This window comes from Actinoallomurus oryzae (assembly GCF_039541955.1).
In the GTDB taxonomy this organism is placed as follows: domain Bacteria; phylum Actinomycetota; class Actinomycetes; order Streptosporangiales; family Streptosporangiaceae; genus Actinoallomurus; species Actinoallomurus oryzae.
The window spans coordinates 163,921-189,484 of record NZ_BAABHF010000043.1; the positions used below are offsets into that span (position 1 = coordinate 163,921).

The following is a 25,564-nucleotide window of genomic DNA, read 5'->3' on the forward strand; positions in this document are numbered from 1 at the left end:
GCTGAAGCGGCGATAGGGGACGGGCGATACCGACGGCCGGCCGGCGGACCTGCGGCGGGCGGTGACGGTGTTCCGCCACCGCACCGCCGTCGGCCTGCCGCCGCGTATCGGGTTCATCCGAGCGGTCCGTGTCGGCGGCCGTACGACGCATCTCCCGCGCTCCCCTGGAAGGGGTCGGCGCCGAGGTTCGCGAGCGGCGTCCGGGCCGCGGGCTCCGCCGAGGCGGCGTTCCGCGCCGACGGTGGTGCCGCGCCCGCGTCGTCGCCGGTGGGCGGCGCGGGTCGTACCGGTGGGCGCGGCGCGGGAGGTGCGGGCGGGGTCACCGGCGATACGCCGTCCGCGATCGGCTCGGTACCGGCCCAGGCGGCGGTGTACGGGCCGGGCGCGAGCAGCCGCACCAGCACGACCGGCCGGCCGGACGGTGATCCGAACTCGACGGTGCCGCCGTCGGGTTGCAGGACGGCGACCCGCAGTCCCAGGACGGCGGCCGCGGCCAGGAAGACCTCGTCCGCCTCGGTCCCGCCATTCGACGATCTCAGCGCGGCGACGAAGGAACGCCTCTGGTCGTCCGTGGCGCCGACGGGCATGCGCACGGCCGGCCAGAACCGCCGTGCGCCGCTGTTCAGGTCGGCGGCGAGCGCGTCCGCGAGGTACCCCCGCAGCTCCGCCGGAGATGCCGGCCGGCCGCGAGCGGCCACGGACGTCTCGGCCGGCGCCACCGCCTGCAAGGCGTGTACGACACCGTCGCCGGTCGCGAGAACCCGCACCGGGCGCAGCGCCATCCGCCCGATCGCCGCCGACTGCCGCCGCGTGAGCCCGCTGTCGTCGACGCCGCCGGCATCCGCTGCGGCCCCCGAGCCGCCCTCCATCTCCGGCGGGTACGGCGTCGAGTCCGGGGATCCGGCGGGCACGTCCTCGCTCTGATCGGTCACGTGGTCCGGCGCGGCACCGCCTTCCAGGGAGCCGGCCACGATGCCGGTCGTCTCTGTGGGCGAGGGGTTGAAGTAGGGGTTGTGAACGTATTCGCCGTCAGGTGAGCCGTCTCGCAACGGCTGCACGCCACGGATGAACCGCACGTGGATGCCGCCGGGGAAGGCGACTTCCTCCTGGTCGGGGAACGGCGACGCGATATCGAGCGTCGCGTTGACATCGATCCCGCCTGGCAGGACCACGTCATAGCGGTATCGGTAGTGGTCGAACAGCAGGGAGGCCGAAACCGGGTCGTTCTGGGCGGAGTCCCGTAGATACCGCCGACTCCTCGACGTGCTCACATACCCTGTGTCTTCGGGGTTGTTGTACACATGGTCGATCAGATGCCCCAGTCGATGACCCCTGGGGAACAGGCCGCCGTCGGCGCGAAAGACCATCTCCGGCGTCTTTTGGCTGAATTTGTACAGCGGGGCATCGTCGGTGCGCCACTTCATCACGTGCGGCAGGCCGGCGGCGAGCGTCCCGGGCCGCGCGGCGGTGAAGGCCGGATCGGCGGAAGGCCGGTCGGTGACGGGATACCGGCTCGTGCGCCTGAGAGGCACCCCGGCGGCTTGCGGGTCACTCGGGTGCTCATCGGTGCTCGGCCGGGAAGAGGCCACCGCGGCCGAGCGACCCGGCAGATACCAATTCCAGGCGGGTCCCTCGGCGTAGAGCCGGCCCTGATCGTCGCTGACCCGGCCCGCCTTCGGCGACTCGGCGTCGTACTGCCCGCGCAACCCACCCAGCGCCCGGCTCTTCGCGACGAAGACCCGCAGGTCCGGATCCTCGGCCCCTGCGCCCCACACCGTCCACCACTCGTCACGGACCACGATGGGGAACTCTTCGGTGGTGGCGGTGTAGTCGGCCTCGAAGCCCGATACGCCGACCGCGTCGTCCGGGAACTCCCGCTCGGTCTCCTCGGCGCCGAGCCTGGTCGGCGACCACCCCCGCGGCCCGGACCGTCGCGAGCCCTCCGCGGGGGATTCGCCCGTCGTCCGTCGACGGTCCACCACGGAGTCCAGCTCCCGCCTGATGCCGGCCTCCAGCCGGTCCACGGCCTTGCTCCGTTTGCCGGACTGCCCGTACTCGATGTCCCGCCACCGGTCGATCGCCCGCAGGACGTCCTTGAGCTGCCGTTCGTTCTGGTCCAGCCAGGACGGGTCCAGGCGCCCTCCCTGCTTCCAACGGTCGAGCGCCTGGTCGATCGCGTTCAGGACCGCTGAACGCGGGTATCGCATTCCCAGGCTCGATTCGGCCTTCCAGTCCTCGACGATGTCCCGGTGGAAATCCGTGGCGTGCGGCCCCGCGTAGCGCCACAGCTTGCCCCAGTAGTTGGTGACAATGTCCTGGACGGCCTCACCCTCGATGAGGTAACCGAACTCCGCGAGCTTGTGCGGATACAGATTGTCCGATCCGACGTAGTAAAGGGCATCATCGGCGATGTAGACCTTCGCGTGGTTCGCCGGCTCCGGAAGGGTCTTCTTCGAGATCGCGATCTTCGCGTCCGGCTTGTACCGCCGTGCGATGGTGCTCGCGGGCGGATCCGGCCACGCGAATCCACTCTCGCTTCCATCACGATCGGTGAAGACGAAGGGCGCGACCTTCACCCTCCGCAGGGCGCTCTCGATGACCTCATCACGGTCTCCCCGCGCCTGGGGATCGGCCACCCTCCGAACAAAACGCTTGATCATCGCATACGTGCCAGGCGCGCCGAACCCCCAGGTGTACGCGCCGTTCACCGCGCCGGCCCTGGCCGATGACACAACGATGTCGACCGTGAGCTCCGGCTTGTCCACGAGCGCCTCGGCGATCCACCGGACGACCTGATGATCTTTCTCCGCGGTGAATCCGGTGAACGCCAGATCCTGCTGGCTGATCTTCAAGCTGCGACGCGCGTTCTTGATCACCTCTTCCTTGGCGGTATCACTGGCCTGGTCGCCGAGGAACGCCGCCCGGCCGAGGGACAGAGCCCGGCCACTGTGCCACTGCTCTGGAGCACCACGGCTCGGTTCCGGCTTGGTGCGAGGCAGTTTCGCCAGGTCGACCAGGGCGATCTTGTCCCGGGCCGGGCCCGGAGACAAGGTCTTCACCTCATAATCCTCGGTGATCTGCTCGACCTTGAGATCGCGGCCGCCCCTCGTCCACAAATAGTCGGCGAATTCGTGTGCGTGCCGGACACCATCACCGACCATCTCGATGGAGACGTCGTGGACCGGAGGATAACCGCCGTACGTCTCCGTCCAGAGGTTGTGACCACCGACCAGGGCCACCGCGCCATCGGCTGCAACGATCTTCGAATGGTTCCAAGAACCCTTGGCGATGTTGGACAACTGCCCGGCCAGGACGGTCATCCGGCCCTGTCCCAACGGCACCTCGTTGTCCTTGAGGAACTTCGTCAGATCCTTGACGAACCCGGACAGGAACGTGTCACGCAGCGAGATGTTCGCGAACAGGAAACGCACGAGAACAGGCCCGGAGCCCTCTCGTGAGGCGACGTCGAGAAGCGCGTTCTTCACCTCTTCGCGGATCCGGCCGGTCGGCGGCGAGAGGCTGAGGACGTCGATCAGCCGCGTACCACCGCCGATGATCCCGCGCACGGTGCCGGCCAGTTGCCCCACGGCCCGGTCGCCGAAGGCCGAGACGTCCTCCCTCGTCATGGGCTGGCCCCACATGTCGGGGGTCTGCACAAGCCGGATCAGGTTGCCGGTACTCAGGGCGTGCACGCGCCGGTCGACGCCCATCTCCGTGAGCCTCCGCTCGAGCCGATCGGGCAGACTCCTCACCGGGTCTGCCGGGCCCGCCCGGTCGATGGGCCGGCTCCCGAGGCCGTGGTCACGCACCGCGCCGAGCCTGGCCGGCGACCGCCCATCCAGGTGCGGCGGCACCAGGTCGGCGAGCAGGTCCGGATCGTTGGTCAAACCACGTGGGTCGAAGGTCTCGAGCAAGTCGTACAGGCCGGCCGCCTCACCCTTGAGGGTCTCCTCGGGCACCGGATGGGCGGGATCATCACCGAACCCGGCGAACCGCCACGCGGCAAGCGTCTCGAACAAATTCCTCGAGGCGGCAAGCGCCGCCCGCAGGAACAGGGCGCGGTCCTCCGGCCCGAACCCGAGGTGACGGTAGACCAGGAACATGAGCTCCAGTTCCACGTCCCTGCGATGGTCGGGCCGATAGCCACGGTCGTGCATCTCATCGGCCCAGCGCTTCTCGCGAGGGGACGGATACCGGATCAAATTCCCGCCGAACCCGTCGCGGTTGGACTCGATGACCGACTCGATGACCGACCCGGCGACCGACTCGACGACCGAACCGTACGCGGACATGAGGTCGGCGAGATCCCATTCGCCGTCCTCGATCCGCTGTTCGAACTCGGCGTCGGGCAATTCGCTCTCGACGCCCAGCAGATCTCGGATGACCGACCTGCCCGAGGGGGAGACCGTAAGCCTGCGGTCCAGCTCACGAAGAGCCCGGCCGACCGCACCGGCCAGACGCCGATCACCGGCCAGCGCGGCCGTGAAAGCGGTCTGGTAACGGCTGACGACGTCGTCCCACCACGGCTTGGCATAGGTTTCGGCGAACCGGATCTCGACCAACCGCTGGAGAGAACGAAACCCGTCGAGAACGTCGTCATCGTCCTCCTGGGCCGGCTTGGACGAACCGCCCTCAGGCTCACCCGCCGACCCGAAATACTTCTCGATGAGCCCAACGATCTCCGGAACACGCTCCCGAAACTCGACCGCGTCGTCGCGCGAGCGGGCCGCCACCGGCGGAGCCGGGGACTCGTCGGCCGCTCCCGCCGACGGCGCGGGGAACAGCGGGGCGTCGTTCGGCGAGCCCACCACCGGATAGTCGGGTGAAGAAGAGGTCCCGGGTGTGCTCTCCGTCCCCGGGCCGGAAGCCGCGCCGCTCGAGGTGCTCAGCGGGTGGTCGCGCAGGACGGCGGTGGCGTCGACGACGTTCTCGATGATCCGCGCATAGCGCGCCGGCATCTCCTGGGAGGGGTCCCAGTCCGCCGCCGACATGATCCCGTCCGACCGGACCGTGCTCACCGCCTCATCGGAGACGGACGAACGGCGCCTCTTGCGGAAGACGAACTTCCCGTTCTCGTACTCGTCCGGCAGGCCGAGGTAGTGCAGCAACTCGTGCAGCAGGTCGCGCAGCGGATCCCCCAGACCCCATTGACGGGCGTCGGGTCCCTTCTCCTCCTCGCCGGTCCGCTTCCGGACCGTCGTACCGGTCCCGATCCGGACAGCCTGCCGATGTCCCGGGTCGATCCGCAGAATTGCCTGGATGCTGAGCTGATCCTTCGACTTCGGAAGCTCATACCCCCGGTCGTTGACATGCTCATGGAGGAGGTCGTTCAGCACCTCCTCCAGCTTCTTCACGTCGCTCTCGGTCACGCCCGGCCTCGGATCGACCGCGAGCGCGATGACGTGATGCCGCACCCACGTGCCGTTCGCCGCCTGGATCCGCTGCACATTCGCCCGGACCTGAACGCCCGCCCCCTGCGCCTCGAACTCCTCTCGCGAGTTCACGCCAGAGGTAACGAAGCTGAACTTCGGATCCAGGCGTTCCGTCTCCACCGGCACCACGGGGGCCTTGGGCAGTTCGTTCCGCCAGTCGTCCGGGCTCGCCGGCCTGGCGACCTTCTTGGCCGGCTCCTTCACCGGCTTCACCGGCCCCGCCGGCCGATGAGCCCATGTCCCCAACGTCACCGAATCGAACCCGGACGCGGTCGAGGCGCCGGCCGACCGCCGGCGCGGCGGCGCACCCGGCGCCGGGAACGTCCAGTCCGGTGCTTGCCACGGCTGGGCCACCGGGCCACCGACCGGCGCCAGCCCGCGCAGTTCCCGACCCTGGTTGAACAGCCGAAGCGAGACCCTCGCCAGTCTTTCGGCGTCGTGTCGAATCGTCGCCAGGTTCTGGCTCGTCGACGCATATGGCCGAGTCTCTATCCGGACGACGGCCGGGTTGATCAGCGGTATGCCGTTGACAGGGTTGGCATCGAGCTCGTTGTAATTGGTCCGGACCGCCAGCGCCTCATGCTGATCGATCGGGCGCTCCGGGCTCGCTGTCAGCAGGTTGTCGAGGTACTGGCCGATCGTCGCCCTCGGCTGCCCCCAGTCGTGCGGCAGCAACCGGGACAGCGGATCTGAACCGAAAACGTGGGTGAAGCCGTCGCGAAGATACTGCGCCTGATCCTCCAGGAACGCTCGAGGAGCCGCCCCTAGTGCGGACCGTATCGCTGCCAACGAGTCACGCGAGGTGACCGCCGAGTAGTCCTTCGGCAGGGTCCCCGTCGACCTCCCTCGTGCGGTGGCCGCGACCTGGGTGAATCCGAACGCGAGAGCACCCTCCAGGTCCGCGCGGTCCGCCGGATCGGACACCGCTTCATACTCCGGGTGGTCCGCCAGCCACCCGTCGTAGAGGGACGCCGCCCACCCGCCGTATCTCACCGCTGCCCACAGGTCGGCGTGAGCGGCCTGAACCGGAGGCGACTCACGGCGCATCTGCCCGGCCACGTGCTTCATGAGCTCGACCAACCCGCTCAGCGGGGCGGTCGCCGTGTGATGGACGAGCATGATGCCGGCGCTGTCCGGATTACGCCCGGCCGGATTACGCCGTACGGGAAGATGCTCCGCCAGCGGGTCGACCTCATACCCGTCTTCCTCCCGGAAGATCCTGGAGAGCCGCGCGCCGTCCCGAGCCGCCATCAGCCTCCGCAGCACGTCCGCGAACGCCTCCAGCACCTCGGATCGCTCCGCCCGGCCATCGTCCTGTCCCCCGGCCAGGTTGCGGGCCGCCTTGGTGACGACCTCCAGGATGGGCACGCCACCCGCCGTGTCCAGGACGATGTCCAACAGACCCGGCCTGGTGACGAGGATCCCGTACTCTTGCGGATCCTCGCCGGGGGGCAGAACCACGCGAAATCCGTGCAGCTCAACCTCGAACCCGCTCGCCGGCGCGAAACCCTCCACGGTGACCGGACGCTCTTGCGGCACCGCGGCCGGGCTCTGGTATGCCGCCGCCGGTTGCTGGTAGGCACCCGAACCGGACGCCTCCGGCTGGTCGTACACATCGCCATAAGCCTGACCGGACCCGTACCCGGCCGCCTCCGGCTGGTCGTACGACGCGCCGGGCTCGGGCAGCTCCGGCTGGGCGTAGGGCTCCTGCCAAGCCGCGCTCGACGGACCGGCTTGCGCAGAAGACGCCCGCAGCTCATCCCTCCGCTCACGGATCCTCTCCTCCAGCCGGCTCACCACGTCCCAGCGGCTGCTCTGCGGAGTCTTGTCCTCCTTCCACTCCGAGATCGCCCGCAGCACCCGACGCAGGTCACGGTCACTCGGAGGCGACCCCAGCCGGCGGACCGCCCGGTCGATCTCCTGCAGAGCAGCGGAGCGCGTCTGAAAGCGCACCGCGGACAATGTCTCCCAGTCCCTGATGATTCGATCCCGACGATGCCCGGACGGCGGCGCGGACGGCGCGGGGAACAACGGTTCCTCGTCCCGGTCACCGACCACCGGATACAGCCCTGGAGATCCCGTTGCTTCGGCCTCTCCGGAATCGGCGTCCAGCGGCGATCCGGTGGCGGACACAGCGGCCGTGTCCCCATCGGCCGGCTGGTGGCCTACGTCGCCTTCGTCCCCGGGAGCCGGCGGAGCGGCGCTCGCGCTCGGAATGCTCCCGGGCAGTGCGGCCGGGGGGGACGCTTTCGTGGCGCCGCCGGGTACCGGCTCCGTCCCGGAGGCTCCCGCGTCCGCCACAGCGGGGGCCTGGTCTTGGCCGGTGTCGGGTGTGATGGTCTGCTCACCCGGGCCGACTTGCCCGCCGAGGTCCGCGGAGTTGCTGTTTTGGACGGGGCCGTAGATGTAGACGTCCCCAAGATCTGAGATTTCGTCGAAGGGTGGCCGGAGGACCTCATCCTCTAGGCGAGTCAGTCCTTCACCGCTTTCTGCGACCACATCCTCGAAATTTTTAATATTCATAGGGTCTAGACCATAGAAGATCACCTTTCCTTCAGATTTATTAAGAACGCGCAGTATTTCTCTCGCAGTCCCCTTGCTTATCGGCGCGCCCATCAGCGTGACGACAAGGACACTGCCATCCGAGAGCGGGAATACCGGGTTCTCGTAATCTTCTACCGGAACGAGGTTGGGGATCGGTTTTCCCCTATTCGGGCCGTTGCTGACCTTTTGTTCACGCTCCCTGTTCTTCAGGTTTAGGTTATACACCTCCTCGAATCCTGTTACCAGATTTTCCTTTTCAAGGATAATTCTTCCCTCGCCCCATACGTCCAAGTGGGGAATGACGTCGAGCTTCCGATAGTCCTTCGCAGGGGCAATGTGCGGCTTAGCCGCGGGGTGAGCAAGGCCCAAGCCGGTTGTCAGCGGATTGTCGGCCGGTCGGCCGGTCAACTGGCCGCTGGTCAGATCTCGCGAGCCGAATGGCACCGGCGGCTTAACGTAATCGGCTGGCACTAGCTCGGCAGACTGGACCAGCAACAAGCCGACCATCATTCCCATGACGCCCCGGAGCCGAAGCGGTCCCGCCTGATAAGTGCCCGGTAGGGCGGTATCGCCGCTGGTGCCGCCAGCAGCGTGGATGTCCGGCCCCGCCCCGGTGACCGCCCCGGAAGGGGTGGTGGAAGGGGCGAAGTAAATGGTTCGTTCATGCCGAGGCATGCCGGTGCCGGAGTGGGCGGCCTTGGCGGGGGGCCGGTGCTCGGTCTGTGCTCCGGTGAACGGGTCGATTACCAGGACGGTGACGCCGAGGAGCGCCGCGAGTTGGTCGGCGAAGGAGGCTTCGCCCGTCGGGCCGGGCGTTCCCGGCCCGACGGTCACCGGGCCCGGGTCCTTCCGGGTGGGCACCAGCCTGACCGGTTCATTCGTCAGGGTGTAGTGACGGGTGATCCAGCGCGCGGTCTGCTCCACGTCGTGCGGATACGCGCCTGAGTCGCGGTCATGGGGACGCCTGGCGATGGAGATCGTTTGCGTTACGGGATCGTACTCGCCGGCGACGACCGGAGGATCCGTGTGCGGAGGTGCCGACGTGCGCTCGGTGCCGGCACCGGACGACGGGTCGGTCTGGGCGGATTGCCGGTCGTCCCCGGTCCGCTCGGCGAGGGCGTCCGGCTCGAGGGCTCGGACGCTCGTCATGAACATCCGGAAGCCCTGGTAGAGCGACTCCTCCGCGCGGGTCTGACGGACGGGGTTGGCGTTCTCGATACCTCCCGGCGGGCCGTAGATCCGCTCAAGGAGATCGAGCATCGGCCCTTCGTGGTCCTTGAGCCACTGGAGCGTGTTGTTGCGCGGAAGACCGGTGGAGTGGTCCAAGCCGGCGTTCGTTCCCAGATAGACGGCGGTCAGCTGGGCCCAGTACTCCCGTGCGTTCAGCGCCGAGTAGTTCCTGCTGCCGGACCGCTCCGGATTGGTGAGCGGGCCGTCCGGCCACTGCACGGCCCCTCCGGCCTGGGTCTTCTCCGCGAAGCGCCGCTCGATGAGCTCTCGATCCGCGGCATCGAGGTATTCGTACAGGAGGTGCGCGACCTCATGCAGCGCGGACGAGTATCCGCTGCTGTAAGCGGCGCCCCCCGGACCCGGCTCGCCGAGGAGGTTCTCCTCCGCGATCGCGACGACACCACCATCGTGGTGACCGCGGACCTTCTCCCACGGTCTGCCGTCCTCGGTCGTGCGTCCCTGGTAGTGGCGGAAACGGGACAGAGCCGTCAACGCGACGCTGCGCGGGATGATCACCGCGGTCGCGCCCTCGTGGACCGCCCGTTCCGTGAGAGCCCGGTTCTCGGCGAACACCCGCGTCAAGATCTGGTGGAGAACCTGCCGACTCGGCGCGGGTCGCCCGACGCCCGGCGGCACTTCGATGATCCGGTGCGCCGCCATGGCCGCGAAGCGCGCATCGGACATGAGGCGATCGATCGTCTCGGTACGGTCCGCGGCGGGAAGGCCGGAGGCGCGCTCGCGTTCGGCCGGCGGCCGCGCGACGTCCGCATCGCCGGCACGTCCTGGCGATCCGGTGGCGGACACAGCGGCCGTGTCTCCATCGGTCGGCTCGTGGCCTATGTCGCCTTCGTCCCCGGGAACCGGAGGAGCGGCGCTCACGCTCGGAATGGTCACGGACAGTGCGGCCGGGGCGGACGCTCTCGTGTCGCCCGCGCCGCCGGGTACCGACTCCGTCCCGGAGGCTCCCGCGTCCGCCGGTTGGACGTACGCGTCCGACGACGTCCCGGTCTCCGGCTGCTCACCATCGACCACCCGCGCGGGCGGCTCGTCGAGCCGAGCGGGCGGTCCGAGGCCGTCGAGCCGATCGACGTCGGCCGCTGCCGACCGCAGGTCCTGCGCCCTCCAGTCCGGGGTACCGGGGCCGCCGCGCGCCATGGCCCGCAGGTCGTCCAGCAGCCGGCGCGCGGCCTCGGTGTTGTCCTGCGCCGCGTGGAGCCGCTCGGACAGGGACACGGCCGTGGCGGAGGTGTCCAGTGGGGGGAGCTGCCGCCGCTCCAGCCGGCCCTCTTCGTCCTGCCAGTGGGCGTGGGCGGCGGCGGCGCGGGCCAGCAGCACCGGCAGTACGGGGTGCTGTTCGGACAGCCGTCGCGTACGGTCGCCGAGTTCGGCGCGTACGGCCTGTTCGAACGTCTGCTGCCGGACCTGCGCGCTCAGGTAGAGGCGCCCCATCTCCTGGTACCCGAGGCCGTAGAGGTCAAGCTCCGCGCGCAGCTCAGGCGACACCAGCCCCTGCTGTTCGGCCATGGCCGAAGTGAACATCCGGCGCCGGGAGGCGGCCTTGTCGAAGACCCACAGGCCGGCGCCGGGGTCCCAGCTCGTCGTGGCCGGGTCGTGGAAGTAGGTGCTGCCGCCGGGCGAGCTCCAGTTCTGGCGCACGGTGGCGTCGGAGTGGATGACGTCCACTCGCAGGTGCGCTCCCAGCGTGTGCGCGACGTCACGGCCCAGCTCGGCGAGGTCGAGCTGCGAGATCGCCGCCAGTGGTGGCAGCGCCGCGGGCGCACCGGCCGGGTTGTCCGGCCGGAGGGCGTGCACCTCGTTGACGGCGTTGATGATGTCGCTCATGGCCGCGCGGATGGTCTCGGCCGAGCCACCGGGAGTCCGCGGCAGCGGCTCGGACCGCCGCAGCGCGTCCGGTGTCTCGACGGCCGGGTCGGCCTCCCGTGCCGCCGCGAGGTCGGCCCGCATGGTGCGCAGCCCCCAGTCGAGCACGGCCTGGTAGGCCTGCAGGGCGATGGCCTTCTCGTCGGCGGTCAGCACCACCGGCCGGTAGCCGCCGATCTGCCGCCGGATGTACTTTGCGATGTCCTGGTACGCCTCCTGTGCCGTGCTCTCCTTCTGCGCCGCTCGGGCCAGGAGCGGTGCCAGGTCGAAGCTCGGCGCCTCGTCCATCGCGGGCCAGGACTCCGGCCTCGGCGGGGTCTCGGCGTTGTCCTTGACGATCTTGGCTTGTATCTCGTGGACCTCGGCCTGGTACAGCTCCGCGTACACGTAGCCGGTGATCGGGTCGCTGTAGAACCGGCCCTTCGGCTTGGGAGAGCCGAACAGATGATGGTGGAACAGGTCGGCGCGCAGGCGGCCGTGGAAACGCATCCGGACCAGGTAGAGCGGGCCCTTCTCCTTGGGGTGCTGCTCTCGGCGGTAGTTCTCGGTACCGGCCGAGGCGTCGCCGAACGACGTGCTACGGCCGTTGCTGGTGCCGAGGTCCCACGAGTGGCCGGGCGTGTGCTCGCCCATCGGGCCGTGGGCGCTCCCCGCGATGTCCACCGCACCGCGCACGTGATCGGTGCTCGCGTTGACCGTGGTGCCGCTCTGGTGCTTGGTGTACCGGCCGACGCCGGCGCCCGCCTTCAGCGGGGCGAGCACCTCCAGCGCGCTGAGGTCGCCCTTGAGCGACAGCGTCGCCCGGCTACGGTCGGCGCCGGGCCTGAAGATGTTGTCACCCAGTTTGTAGGTGTCCCCACCGGTCGCGTCCCGCAGGTGGCCGGCCAGGTGCATCCGCGACAACAGCGTCGGCATGGACAGGCTGGACCGGAGATCCGGATCCCCGGGCCGCTCGCCGAGCAGCTTGCTGAACCAGCCAGGGGGGAACATCCGCGCCAGGAGGTCACGGCCGATCCGCACCGTGTCGTCGAAGACCACGCCGGTGATGACGGCGTCCTCCGGCAGCTTGGGCAGTGGGGTGAGATTCGGCCGCGGGTGCGCGGTGTCCGCCGCACCCGACTCGGCGAGCGCGCGCGGCAACTGGATCTCCAGGGTGCCGTCGATCGTGGCGGTCCTGGTGGCACTGTGGTGGGTCCAGCCGTCGAACGTTCTGTTCAGCAGGTTGTTCAGCGGGCGGTGGGGCATGCCGAGCCGCCGTACCTCCGCCGTCAGCTCGGTGTCGAAGCCGAGGATGTAGTGGTCGAATCCGTACTCCGTCTGCTCGACGACGTTGTTCTCGGCGCGGGTGACCCCTCGGTGGTCGCCCACCGAGGCCTTCAGCGCACCGGATCCGCCCCCGGAGACGCTCTGCCGGCCACCGGGAGAGATCTGGGGGAAGGTCGCGCCCTGCGAGACGTCGCGCGAGGTCGACGTGGCCGTGCCCTGATAGCCGTGCAGGTAGACCTCGTTGTTCTCGCCCGGCGCGAAGTCGCGTACCTCCGGCTTGCCCAGAGCGAGGCGCAGCCTCACCTCGACGACGTCCGCCAGCAGCCACCCGTTCGGGTGGACCAGGTAGAGGGACAGACCCTCCTCGCCGAGGAGCTCATCGATCATGGTCTGGTCACGGCGTTTGGCCAGCAAGGCCTGCAGGGCGTCCACGCCGCCCTGCAGGCGGCCGATGACCCGGCCCTCGCGGTCCCAGACCTCCGCACCGGCCGAGAGCAGGCCCGGCGCGACCTCGTCGACCTGCTCCTTGACGAACCGGTACGTCGACCTGCCGTCCCGGTGCTCCCACGTGCGCAGGCCGCTGTGGCCGGTGAACGGACTCTTGCCCGTGAGGTACTCCGGCAGCCGGAGCTCCTCGAAGGGGAGCGGTGGTTCGGGCAGGCTCTTGCCGAAGGCCGCGTTGAACGCCGCCCGGACCGCCTCGTCCCGTACCGGGGAGACCTCCTGGGTGTGCCGGCCGGCCAGGGTCGTTGCCATGGCCGCGCGGTCGGCCGGCAGGCCGTCCGGCAGGACGGGCACCTCGGTTTTCCACCGGTGCAGGATTCCGGCCGCGACGTCGCCGGTCAGCTCCAGGTCACCGGCCTGCCACGCGGTCATCGCCTCCGCCAGCCGCGTGTCCGGCAGCCTCCGCTCGCCCGTGGCGTAGTCGACCAGGTCCTGCGGCATGTCGACCTGCCGGCCGGTGGCGGGCGGGTCGGTCAGCGGCAGGTCGAAGGCCGTGCCGAACCTCTCCCGGGTGGCGGGGTCCATCACTCGCAGGCCGCCCTTGCCGTGCATCCGTGCCAGGTCGCGGGCCAGCCCGGTGACGAGTTCCGGCTCCGCCACCCCGGGGTTGGGCCGTCCGGTCAGGTCCGTGTGCCACCGGGTGAGGACCCCGGCCACGACGTCCCCGTTCAGCCGCAGGTCACCGTCGCGCCAGCGGGTCAGCGACTTGGTGAGCTCGGCGTCCGACACCGGCAGCGTCCCGTTCGCGTACCACTTCAGCGCTTCGGGCTCGGTCAGGACGTACAGCAGCGTGCGGTCGTTCACCTGCCGCGGCTCGTGCTTCGTGTGCGAAGACGGCAGCAGTTTCGCGTGTTTCTCCATCCGGCCGGAGACCGTGAAGTGCGCGGGGGCCTGGTACAGGAACGCCCGCTTGACGGCGACCTGGATGTACTCCTTGCCGCCGACCCGCGATCCGGTCTGCGACGCGTTCGCCTGCCAGTGCCTGTTGACGTCGCTCGCGCCGGTGAGCGCGGCCACGTCATCGAGGTTGCCACCGAAGGCGGCGTTCAGCTGGTCCCAGGTGACCCCCTTCGAGCTGTTGGCGCTGAGCTTGCTCTCCAGCAGCAGCAGCTTGATGATGCCGAGCACGAAGTTGTCGGAGGTCGCGCCCACGAACGTGGACGGGCCCAGGTCACCGGCGATGTCCAGCGCCGCGAACCTGTTGCGGAAGAGGCCGGGGTCGACCAGCTGGTCGGTGGTGTACTCCTTGTTGAAGATCTCCTTCAGATGCGCTCGCACATCGGTCAGCCCGGCGAACGCGTTCACGTTCTGGTTCGCCGCTCCCGCCGGTCCGACCAGGTCCCCCAGCATGGAGGCCGCGGCGTCGGTGAGGCCGGTGGTGTCGGTGTGGAAGACGACCCCCTGGTCCAGGACCTCGGCCGGCGTCCACTTTTCGGCGTTCACCAGCTCGGGCACCGACATCTGGTCCGGTGCCGGCTGCTCGGCCAGGTCGATCGGCATCAGGTGCGCGATCGCCTTCTGCCCCTCCAGCGTGGGCAGGGTCAGGTCACGACCGCCCTTGTTGATCTTTCCGGTCTGTCCGGAGTGCTGGAAGCGCAGGGTGACCCGGTAGTCGTTGGTCAGCTCGACCTCGAGCGCGTCACCCGGATGTTCGAGCAGGTCGGGCTGGTTGTTGATGAAGGTCACCGCGTCGGTGGCGCCGACGATCCGCTGCGCCTCGACGCCGAAGCCCGCGCCCTGGAGGAACCGGTACAGGAATTTGAACTTGAAGCCGCCGGCGAGCTTGCGGGAGTGACCCGTGGACATCCCCGCGGTGTCCATGCCCATCGGCAGATTGACGAGGTGGTACTCGTCCGTGGTCCGCAGGTACTTCGGCGGCGTGTCCGCTCGCTGCGTCGCCTTGATCTCCACCTCGACGGAGTCGACGTCCAGGTCGACGCCCGTGGTGCCCCGGCGCTTCTTGAGCGTGAACCGCATGCCGTCCTGGAGCATCCGGTCGTAGTGGGAGGCGAAGCCCCACACCGAGACCATCTTGTCCAGGAGTTCCTCGTTGTCCAGCCGGCTGATGATCTTGTTGCCGTGGGTGTACCAGTACTCGCCGGCGAACGGGTCCTCCTCGTCCTCCGGCAGGAAGCCCATCGGCCGCAGCTTCGACGCGATCATCTCCCTGATCGCGTCGACGGTCGCCTCGTCGGGCCTGACGGTGCCGAACCCGATGCCCTTGCCCTCGAACAGGTACTCCGGCAGCTCGACACGCTGCTCCACCTTGGGGGTCTTCGCGTCCTTGCCGCGGGGACCGGTGGTGAGCGCGTCCGGGGCGTACGGAACGGTGTCGCCGGTGGGGCGAGACCCTGGCTTCAGCCCGTCGCGGTCGACCGGGAGCCCATGCCTGAACGCCTCGGGCTCGGGCAGCCGCACCAGCCCACGGCTCCGCACCGGATTCGTCGCCGTCCGGGGGTTCGCCGTCTTGCCGTGATGACGGACCATCACCTTCGCCTGCAGCGCGAACTCCATGGCGTACGCGGCGGTGTGGCCCGTATAGCGCGGCACCATCACCCACAGGCCCGTCTTGCCCGCCGACACCGAGTCGGTGTTGCTGGAGGTGTAACCGACGGAGAAGTTGGCCGAGATCCCGAGATCTGGTAGGTTCGGCGGAACGAACCCGACATCGACGCTCGGCAGCGTGACCGTGCTGGAGTGCGAGACGGTGTGGCCGCCGCTGGTCCCGTCGATGCCGGTCCGGGGGACCTCCACGTGCACCTTGTCGCTGGTGGCTCCCACGCGCTGGACGCCCTCCATCAGCCGCACAGCGTGAAGCTGCACCGTGGCGAGGGGATCGCCGTACTTGTCATGCAGCGTAAAGCGGTAGCCCCTCTTGTCGTTGACCGCCTTGTCCAGGTGGGTGTTCAAGTTGTCCAGCTTCTGCAGCAGTTCGTCGCGCGTGACGCTGCCGATCTCCAGGTTCTGGCCCTGGGAGGCCAGCGTGCCGAGGATCTCGTCGAACAGCTCCGGCAGGTTCGTGAGGCCCGAGGCGTAGAAATGCCGCGGAAGCCGTCGAGTATCGACGTCCTCTCCGGTCGCGGTGACGGGATCGGCCGACGGTTCCTTCGTGTACGGCTCGGGCGCCCACAGCAGGAGCTCCTCCGTACCCGGATCCGCGATCCGGGTCGGCTTGATCTGCGCCCAGCCCGGCGTCTTCACACCCTTGCGCTCGGTGCGCAGCTTGAACGAGATGTTGGGGCGGAACGCCAGCAGCGTCGATTCGCCCCGGTAGTCCTCGACGTGACCGCCCTCGGCGTCCTCGACATGGCTCATGCTGCGGTTCGACTGGTTCGCCGTCCCACTGACCGAACCGCCGATCCGCACGATGTTCAGGGGGCCCACTCCCACGCCGATTCCGAACGTCGGCGCGAACGCACCGTGGGTCTGCTCCGTCTGGCCGCTGGTCGTCTGGACGTGCGCGCCGGTGGCGTACGAGGAGTTGATCGTCTCGTTGCCGACGAAATCCCCGTCCGGGGCCGGCAGGGTGGCGGGGCGCCCGTCCATCGCACCCGCGGGGTTGTCGAGAGTGTGCGGATCCGCCGGATCGAAGGTGACCAGCAACTCGGCCTCACCGAGCGGAACGATCAGGCCGCTGGTGTTCGCGTCGTTCTCGCCGTCACCCAGCGCGTACGCATAGTTGCTGACCAGCCGCTTCACGAAGGTGAGCATCCGGTCCTCGGGCAGCGTGACGCCCTGTGCGGCGGCCTCCTGCCGGATCGCCGCGATCAGCTGCCGCATGTACGGCAGCCCGAGCCGGGGCGTCAGCGCCGACAGCGCCCTCCGGTCGACCTTGATCGGCTGCGACTGCGCCGGTGGCTGCGGTGGCACCGGTGGTGCCGGCGGCTGTGGCGGCGCCGGCGGTTCCGGCGTACCCCCGTCCGTCATCGGCGCAGCGGTCCCGGCGTTCGGCACGACCGGCTTCGTGTTCGTCTCGTCGGCACTCGTCGTTCCGGCGGTCGACGGAACGTCGGCGGGAGCGGTCAGCACCGAATAATTCATCGGCAGCGCGGCGTACGCGGACGATGATTCCGATCCTTCGTGCTGTTCCTGGGGGAGATATACCTCGAAGCGCGCCTCATTCGGCCGCCCGACCGGGGCCTTGCCGCTGTCGGCGGCGGTCATCGTTCCCTTGCCGACATCGATGAGCACGCCGTGCGGAGCGATCTGCACCGGGCCGCCGGTCGCGGTCGCGAGCGGCCCGGCGATCTTCCTCGACCCCGGCATCAGGAGGAAGGGCTGGTGCCCGGGCGCCCAGAACTCGATCAGGGCGGCCAGTACGGCCGGGTCCACCGGTACGTCACCGACCATCAACCGGCCATCGCGTACCCGCCCCGTGACGAACACCGTCTGGGGCGGCGCGATCCTCGCGAGCAGCTCGGCGGTCTGCCCATCGAGCCGCAGGCCGTCCTCGGCGGACCCCGACAGATCGAGCACCACCGGACGGGCCTCCGCCGTGGCGTACAGCCTCGCCGCCCCGAGCACGTCCTCGACCTTCGCCGACGGGACGGTCTCATCGAACACGCCGCCGGATACCGGACCGGTCTCGTCCTGACCGCCGGCCGGAGACGCGGGAACCTCCTGGGCTCCACCGGCCTCCAGGTCCGCCCAGCGGACGCGTTTGCCTCCGGACGCGGCTCGGGACGAGGTCGGGGCGTCACCCGGATGGACGTGCCGGGACTCGTCAGCACCGGTTCCCTCGGCGGCGGAGCCGTCGCTCACGCCGGCCGACTCGGCCGGCGATCGCCGGGTACGCGGCCCGCCGTCCTCCGTCGGTGCCGGCGGTCGGTGCTCCACCCAGTCGCGGGTGCCGGACGGACTCTCCTGAGGGGTCAGGACGCGGCCGCCGAGACGCTCCGCGAGGGCTTCGGCGAACGACGGCTTGCCGTCGGGCCCACGAACCCCGGCACCGGGCACGTTCAGGAGCAGCGGGTCGCTCGGCTCGTACGGCGTGTTCTTGCCGATCCACCGTACGAGCTGGTCCAGATCCCGGGCGCGATCGCCCATGGAGACCGTGGACGAACTCGGGTCGAACTCACCGTCGATCCACACCGCGCCCGACACACTGCGGAAACCGTTGGTTCCGCGCGCGGGCCCGGAGGTGGCGGGTTCGCCGGTGACTCGGGTGTCCGCCCGGGTCTCGGCCGCCCCCGACACCGGCACATCCTCGGCCGAAGGATTCCCGGCCGAAGGTCCGGCTGTCTTCGGTACGGAGCCCCGCCGATCGATGGCCTGGAAGAAGAGCCTCTCGTCCTCCAGGCGCCGGCCGAAGGCAACCTTCACCTGTTTGACGGCCGCCGGGTCACCCGCCCTCTGGGCGACATAGAACCGGTGGCCCCATGTACGCGCTTCTTCAGGCGACAAGCCCCCGGCCACGGCCATACGCTCGTAGCTTTCCGCGGTCCGCGTCGACGAAAGGGCTCTTTTCTCCGCCGCCTTCAGGCCGTCTCGGATCGCCTGTTCGGTCCGCGCGTTCTCGATCCGGACCCGCAACTCCCCGTGCAGCCGCGTGACGTCCGGACGCCCACCGCTCGCATGGGCCTGCGTGAACCGGTCCGCCCAGTCCGCCGCCTCCTTCTCGCTCAGCCCACCGTCCAACGCCGCCCGGCGGGCGGTCTCCCCGACCCCCACCTGCTCCGACGCCGGGGCCGGACGGGAAGCAGCGGACGCACCATCCAGCGGCTCGGCGCGAGCCGAGCCGGCGGAACCACGAGCCGCGCCCGACCGGGTGCCGTCACGGCCCATGAGCTGCGAGAACGCGCGCTCGTCCTGCAGACGTTGGTCGAACGCGTTCTTCAGGTCCTGAAGGGCCCCACGGTCACCCCGCGCCTGGGCGTCGAAGAACCGGTTACTCCACGAAAGCGCCTCATCAGCGGACAGCCCGCGAGCAATCGCCAACTGCTCATAACTCCGTGCCGTCTGTGCCGCGGAGTAGTCTCTGTTGCTCTGCCCGTCCGAAGCGGTTTCGGCCGTCGACACATTCTCGTCCCGAGGCCGGGCAGGGCCGGAGGAGGTGTCGGCACCCCGCCGCTTCGGCGGGGGCGTCGCCCCTCCATCATGACTCGACGACGAAACGCCGTCCCGTACCCCGCCGCCCTCATGACCCGCGCCATCGCGAGAAGCGACGGGGGAACCGTCACGAGAACTCGTAGGGAAGTCGGCGCTGGGGGTTTTCTTTGGCTCGAATTTCGCCAGCCCCTTGTAAAGCCAGTCGAGACCTTTGTCGGGCGTCGTCGGCCGATCGATCACCATCGTCCCGCCACTACCGGGCCCAGACCGGTCAGACGCGTTTGAATCACTCCAGAACGGCTGGCGTCCACCGTCGTTGGAGCCGGTGTCGTGCCCAGGTGAATGTCCGGCGGCATCCGATCCGGGCTCTTCCGGCTTCGGCCCCTTCTCACCCGGGCCACCATCCGCCGGCCCACCGTCCCGGCCACCCGACACAGGCTTATCCGAAGAGCCCGGATCCGCAGGCTTGGCGGCAGGACCACCGCCCTTGGACCGCCCACCGAAAATGTTGCCCAGCGCCTTTTCGAGCTGCGTGTTCGGATCCGAGATCCGCGCAGTCAGTTCCTCATGCAACTTGGTGACGGCACTACGCCCACCACTGTCATGAGCCTGCGCGAACCGGCTCCCCCAGTCCGCCGCCTCCTTCTCACCCAGACCACCGTCCAAGGCGACCCGCCGGGCACTGTCCCCCACCTGATCCGCCTCGGGAGAATGCTTGGACCCACCGCTGTTCGAACCGGTGCCGTGCTCGGATGGAGGTTGGGTGACATCCGGTCCAGGCTCTTCCGGCTTCGGCCCCTTCTCACCCGGGCCACCATCCGCCGGCCCACCGTCCCGGCCACCCGACACAGGCTTATCCGAAGGACCCGAATCCGCAGGCTTGACGGCAGGACCACCGCCCTTGGACCGCCCACCGAAAATGTTGCCCAGCGCCTTTTCGAGCTGCGTATTCGGATCCGAGATCCGCGCAGTCAGCTCCTCATGCAACTTGGTGACGGCACTACGCCCACCACTGTCATGAGCCTGCGCGAACCGGCTCCCCCAGTCCGCCGCCTCCTTCTCACCCAGACCACCGTCCAAGGCGACCCGCCGGGCGGTGTCCCCCACCTGATCCGCCTCGGGAGTCCGGCTTGGCCGGGAAACGGTCGGCGGTCCTTCCTGCCCATCGCCCTTACCCGGGCCACCGGACCCGGATTCGCCCGAGTTCTTCGCGGAAGCCTGACCACCGGGAGACTTGGATGCCGGACCTGACGAGGTCGACGCGTGATTCGAGGAACCCGTGGTCGTCGACGGCCCGTCGCCGCCCACTCCCTTTGAGCCGCTGCTCTCCCCACCGGAACGCACGACCGGCGGGGCGGCACCGTTACCCCCATCCGAACGCACCACCGGCGGAGCAGCACCGCTATCACCATCCGAACGCACCACCGGCGGAGCAGCACCGCTATCACCATCCGAACGCACCACCGGCGGAGCCGCACTGTCATCCGCACCACTCGCGTGTCCGGTGCTTCGGGAACCGGGATTCGAATAGGCGTTCTGCGTGGGACTGAAGTTCGTGGTGGGAGGCGGTTGGTCCAAACGCGTACCAGGCCCGGACGACGTGGTCGTGACCACGTCATCGCCGGTTCGCCCGGTGGCGCCGTTCGTCCCCGACGCATGGTCACCGCCTTCGCCCGGACCGCTGAACGAGGTGTCCCCGGGCCTGACCACCGGTGGCACGCGACTCCCCGCGCCGGCTCCGCCGCTGCCCGCGCCGTCGAACGAGGTCCTTCCGGAATCACCGTTCGGCGACACCCGGCCGCCCCCGGTACCCGTTCCCGCGGTCGGCGTGGGGCCGATCTTGGGGACCGGGGTCTTGGGCACCGTCGGGGTGTCCGGGCCACCTTTGGAGCCACCGAACCTGCCCCCCGCAATGCCGGCGGCGCCGAAACCACCGGCGATGGCGCCGCCCAGACCGATGTTCTTACCCTCCTCGTTCCAGTCGATGGTGACCGCCGTGTGAGTGGCGGCCGACGCCAGTGCGTTGGCGGTGATATCGATGAGGAAGGTCGAGGCGGCCCCTACGGTGACGTCAAGGGCGATGGTAAGCAGATTTCCGATGATCTTCGAAAGCATTCCGAGCACAGCCCCGATCGCGAAGTTCACCGGAGCCGTCAGCACGCTGAGGAAGAAGCTGAAGATGGTTATCAGATAGTTCTTATTGTTCTCCTCGGCCATCTTCTGCGCTTGGTCATAGATGCTCTGGGCATAGGCGTGAATGGTCTCGCCCATTTTCCAGGCCCCGTCGGCGGCATTCTGCAACACCACCGACAGATGGCTGTGCCAGGCCTCCTGAGCGACGGTGTAGGCACCGCCCCGCCAGCCCATCACCGCGACGAGATTGGTGTTGCTCCGCTCCTCGGTGTAAAGGGCATCGCCCATCCTGATCCACTCGTTGCCGAGTTGGATGATGGCGTTCAGATCCAGGTTGCCGACGTAATCGGTCCAGTCGGTCCAGCCATCCATGTTGGTCTCCCACTCACCGCTCATGGCTGAACCTCCCTTCCGGCTTCGGCCGGCCGGGCGTCGTACGTCACCGGCTCGGTCTCGTCATCGACGACGGCATGGATCAACGTCGGTTCCTGTCTCCGGCGGATCAGCAGGCCGCGTCCGGGGATGCGCTGTGCGGCGCGTTGGTCCCCGAGGAGGACGCCTTCGCGCGGATCGCCGGACAGGATGAGCCCGTCGGCGCCGAACTCCCGTAGCCGCCCCACCATCGGGTCCGACATCAGGGACCGCGAGGCCCCGCTGACGCGGCGGGCGAGCACGACGTGGAAGCCGAGTTCCTCGCCCTGGGTGACGAAGGAGGCCAGCGGCGCGAGCGGGCCGCGGTCCGTGCCGCTCGCCACCAGGTCGTAGTCGTCGACGACCAGGTAGAACTCCGGTCCCTCCCACCAGTCACGCTCACGCAGCCGGTCGACGGTCAGGCCGGGCGGCGGCATCCGTTCCTTCAGTTTTTCGGCCACCTGGGCGACGAAGGCCGCTGCCAGCTCGGGATTACCCGCGTGCGCGCCGATGTACGGCTCGGGCAGGACGTCCAGGAGGCTGCGGCGGTAGTCGATGACGATGAAGCGCACGTCCCACGGTGAGTGCCGGCGGCCGATGCCGCGCATCCAGGCCCGCAGGAACGAGGTCCGGCCCGAGCCGGAGTCGCCGAAGACGAGGAAGTGCGGTTGGCCCTGGGTGAGGTCCAGGCCCACCGGGCGCAGATCGGACTGGGCCACTCCGATGGGGACCTCGGTCGGGGACAGTCCTCGTCCGGCGTCCTCCCACGGGTTCCCGACGGCCGACGTGTCGGCGAGGATCTCCTCCAGTTCCTTCACGCTGATCCGCTCCGGCAGCACCTTCAACCGCGGCGCCGGGGAGCCCTGCCACGAACCGGTGATCGCGTCGATGGCTTCGTGTTGCGCCTCGGCGAGGCCGTCGAGGTCGTCGGCACCGTCCATGCGGGGCAGGGCGACGTGGAAGGGGAGCCCGGGCGGCATCAGGCCCCGGCCGGCCGGCACCCGGCCCAGCCGCCGCGTCTCCTGACGGTTGATCTCCGACTCCGCCGGGTCGTTCATCCGGAGTTCGAGACGCCCGGGGATGCTGTCGCGCAGCGCCAGCCGGATCTCGGCCCAGCGGTTGGCGGTCAGGATCAGGTGCACCCCGACGCCCAGACCGCGGGTGGCGATGTCGGTGGCGACCATGGTGGCGTCTTCCATCTCCGCCTGCAGCGCGCCCCAGTTGTCCACGACCAGGACGACGTCGGCGGCGCGTACGCCCGGCGGCAGTTCACCGTCGTCGCGCCGCCGGCGGAAGTCGGCGGCGGACTGGATGCCCAGGTCCTGGAACATCCGCTCGCGTACCGCGATCAGGCGGCTCACCTCGGCGAGTACGCGCTGGACCCGTTCGGTGTCCCGCCGCCCGGCCACGCCTGACACGTGCGGGGCGCCTTGCAGGGCGTGCAGCGCGCCACCGCCGTGGTCGATGCAGTAGAACTGCAGCTCCTCGGGCGTATGGGTCAGCATCGCGCTGATCAGGGCCGTGCGCAGGAACGTGCTCTTGCCGCTCTGCGGCGCACCGACCAGGGCCAGGTGCCCGTGGATCCCGGTCAGGTCCAGCACGACGGGCCGCTGCTCCTGCTGGGCGGGCAGGTCCGCGACGGCGACGGGGAACTTCAGCTCTCCGCCCGACGGCCACGCCTGGCTCTGCAGGCCCCGCTCCGGCACGACCTCCACCGGGGCGAGCAGCGGGTCGAGGGGGAAGCGCGGCGGCAACGGCATCAGCCACACCTGATGGGTCGGCGCGCTGCTCGCCGCGAGGCGCTCGACGACGACCTCCAGCTCGGTCGTCCCGGATCCCGGCACGGGGCTGACCGCGGGCTCGGGCGCCGTGTCCTCCGGTGTGGGCGGGGTGCGCAACCCGAACGGGACCGGTGCGATCGGTTTCCGCCGGCCCGCCTGCGCGGCGGGGTCCTCATAGAGCCGGGAGACGTGCGCCACCCGGAACCGCTCGTAGATCGACTCGTCCACCTTCAGGTAGGCGGAGCCGGGGATGGGCGGCAGCTTGTACGCGTCCGCCGAACCGATCACCGTACGGCTCTCGGCCGCGCTGAACGTGCGCAGGGCGATGCGGTAGGACAGGTGGGACTCCAGGCCGCGCAGCCGGCCCTCCTCCAGCCGCTGGGTGGCCAGCAACAGATGCATGCCCAAGCTGCGGCCGACCCGGCCGATCTGCACGAACAGGTCGATGAAGTCCGACCGCTGCGACAACAGCTCCCCGAACTCGTCCACCACGATCATCAGGTACGGCAGCGGCGGCAACGGCGCGCCGTCCACGTCCGTACCGCCGGCCGCCTGCTTGAGCTGGTAGTCGCGGATCGAGTCGATGTTGCCCGCCTGCCGCAGCAGCCGCTGCCGCCGCTGCTGCTCCCCCACCAGCGCGTCCCGTACGCGCTCGACCAGGGACAGGTCGTCGGCCAGGTTCGTGATCAGACCCGCCACGTGCGGCAACCTCGTCAGGCCCGCGAACGTCGCGCCGCCCTTGAAGTCCACCAGCACGAAGCCCAGATGCTCCGGTGAGTGCGTCAGCGACAGGCCGGTGACCAGCGTCCGCAGCAGCTCGCTCTTGCCCGAACCGGTCGCGCCCACCACCAGCCCGTGCGGCCCGATCCCGCCCTGCGCCGACTCCTTCAAGTCCAGGACGAGGGCCTCACCGTCGGCGGTCACGCCGACCGGCACCCGCAGGAGCTCCTCGTCGTCCGGCGCGCGCCAGGCGGCGGTCGGATCCAGCGACGTGACGTCGATGCCGAGCATGCCCGGCAGTGACACGGACTGGGACAGAACCTGCTCCTGCTCGCCCGTCAGCCGCAGCGGCGCGAGCGAGCGGGCGATCCGGGACCGCAGGGCGGGCGCGATCCGGTCGACGGTCGCGTCCTGCACGGCGCTGTGCAGCCCGGCGTTCGCGCCCTCCAGGGTGAGGCGGCCGGACGGTTCGAGGCGCACGCGCACGTCGACGCGCTCCGGCTCGTGCGCCTCGGCCGTGACCAGGCACACCACCGTGATGCCCAGGTGCGGGCCCGCCTCCGCGATCAGGCGGAGGACGAGAGGGGATCGGGTCCAGGACGCGCGCGGATCGTAGTCGTTCAGCACGACGACGAGCCGCCGCCGCGGCCCTTCCTGGGCGGTCATGGAAACCAGTCGCGTTCCCCGCTCCGCGCGGGCCGCCACGGCCCGGTCGAGCTCGGCCTCGAGGTAGTCAGCCAGGCCCACCAGGTCCTCGGCGACCAGCGGGACGACCTCGATCCCGCGCTCGCGGGTGTCCTGTTCGTGCGCGTGCGGAAGCCACTTGACCCACTCCCCCTGCGCGTTCCCCGACGTCACCACGGCGACCTGCACGTCGTCCGGCGCGTGCAGCGTGGCGAGCTGACACAGCATCGCGGTGGCCGCCGCCTCGGTCTCCGCGGCCGGACCCAGCAGGCTCACCACGCCGGCCCGCCCGACGTCGATCCACGCCGGCTGCCGTTCGACCGTCTTGTGGGCCTGAACGAGTTCCTCGGCGGCGTGCAGGGAACGGGCGTCGTACTCGACGGTCGGATCGGGTCGCCGGGTGGTCGTGAGGGTGATGGCCAGCGGCCCGCCTCCCACGCCGATGCGCAGTTTGAGGAAGTCGGGGTCCTCGGGGCGCCTCTCCCAGACGCGGCGCCGGCGGACCGCGATCGCCCACAACCGCTCCGGGCTCGGATGCACCCAGGCCGCGGCGAAGCGCTGCACCTGGGCCACCTCTCTCGCCTGCCGGCGGATTCCCGCCAGGTATTCCAGGTAACGCTCGCGCTGGTGCTCTCTGGCCTGGCGGCTCTTCCCGCGCATCTGCATCCGGAAGCCGATGCTCAACCCCGCCGACGTGACGATGAACACGACGCCCAGCAGGATCATCCACTGCCGGCCGGTCGAGATCAGGTACGCCGCCATGCTGACGCTGGTCAACAACGGCAGGAGGAGCGTGAGCATGGTCGACATCCCGCTCGGCGGCGGCAACTGCGGCGGTGCCGCGATGGAGACCTTGTCCTCCGGCACGGGCGGCGGTGCCATCCGGGCGGGGCGGTGGAAGGCGATCCTGCTCATCGGTTGGGCTGCCTC

At 69.6% G+C, this 25,564-nt stretch carries 2 protein-coding genes; both read right to left on the reverse strand.

The window, feature by feature from the left end:
- Positions 1-113 precede the first annotated feature (113 nt).
- A complete protein-coding gene (locus ABEA10_RS34690) occupies positions 114-21,434 on the reverse strand; it encodes a scabin-related ADP-ribosyltransferase (RefSeq protein ID WP_345471219.1) in 21,321 nt (7,106 codons plus the stop codon).
- On the reverse strand, positions 21,431-25,549 hold the full coding sequence (gene eccCa / locus ABEA10_RS34695; RefSeq protein ID WP_345471221.1) for a type VII secretion protein EccCa: 4,119 nt from the start codon (positions 25,547-25,549) through the stop codon (positions 21,431-21,433). The genes ABEA10_RS34690 and eccCa overlap by 4 nt, the downstream gene beginning before the upstream one ends.
- Positions 25,550-25,564: the final 15 nt, after the last annotated feature.

Excerpts from the sequence above, each read along its gene's own strand:
- eccCa (WP_345471221.1), bottom strand. The coding sequence starts at position 25,549 with ATGAGCAGGATCGCCTTCCACCGCCCCGCCCGGATGGCACCGCCGCCC.
- ABEA10_RS34690 (WP_345471219.1), bottom strand. The coding sequence starts at position 21,434 with ATGAGCGGTGAGTGGGAGACCAACATGGATGGCTGGACCGACTGGACC.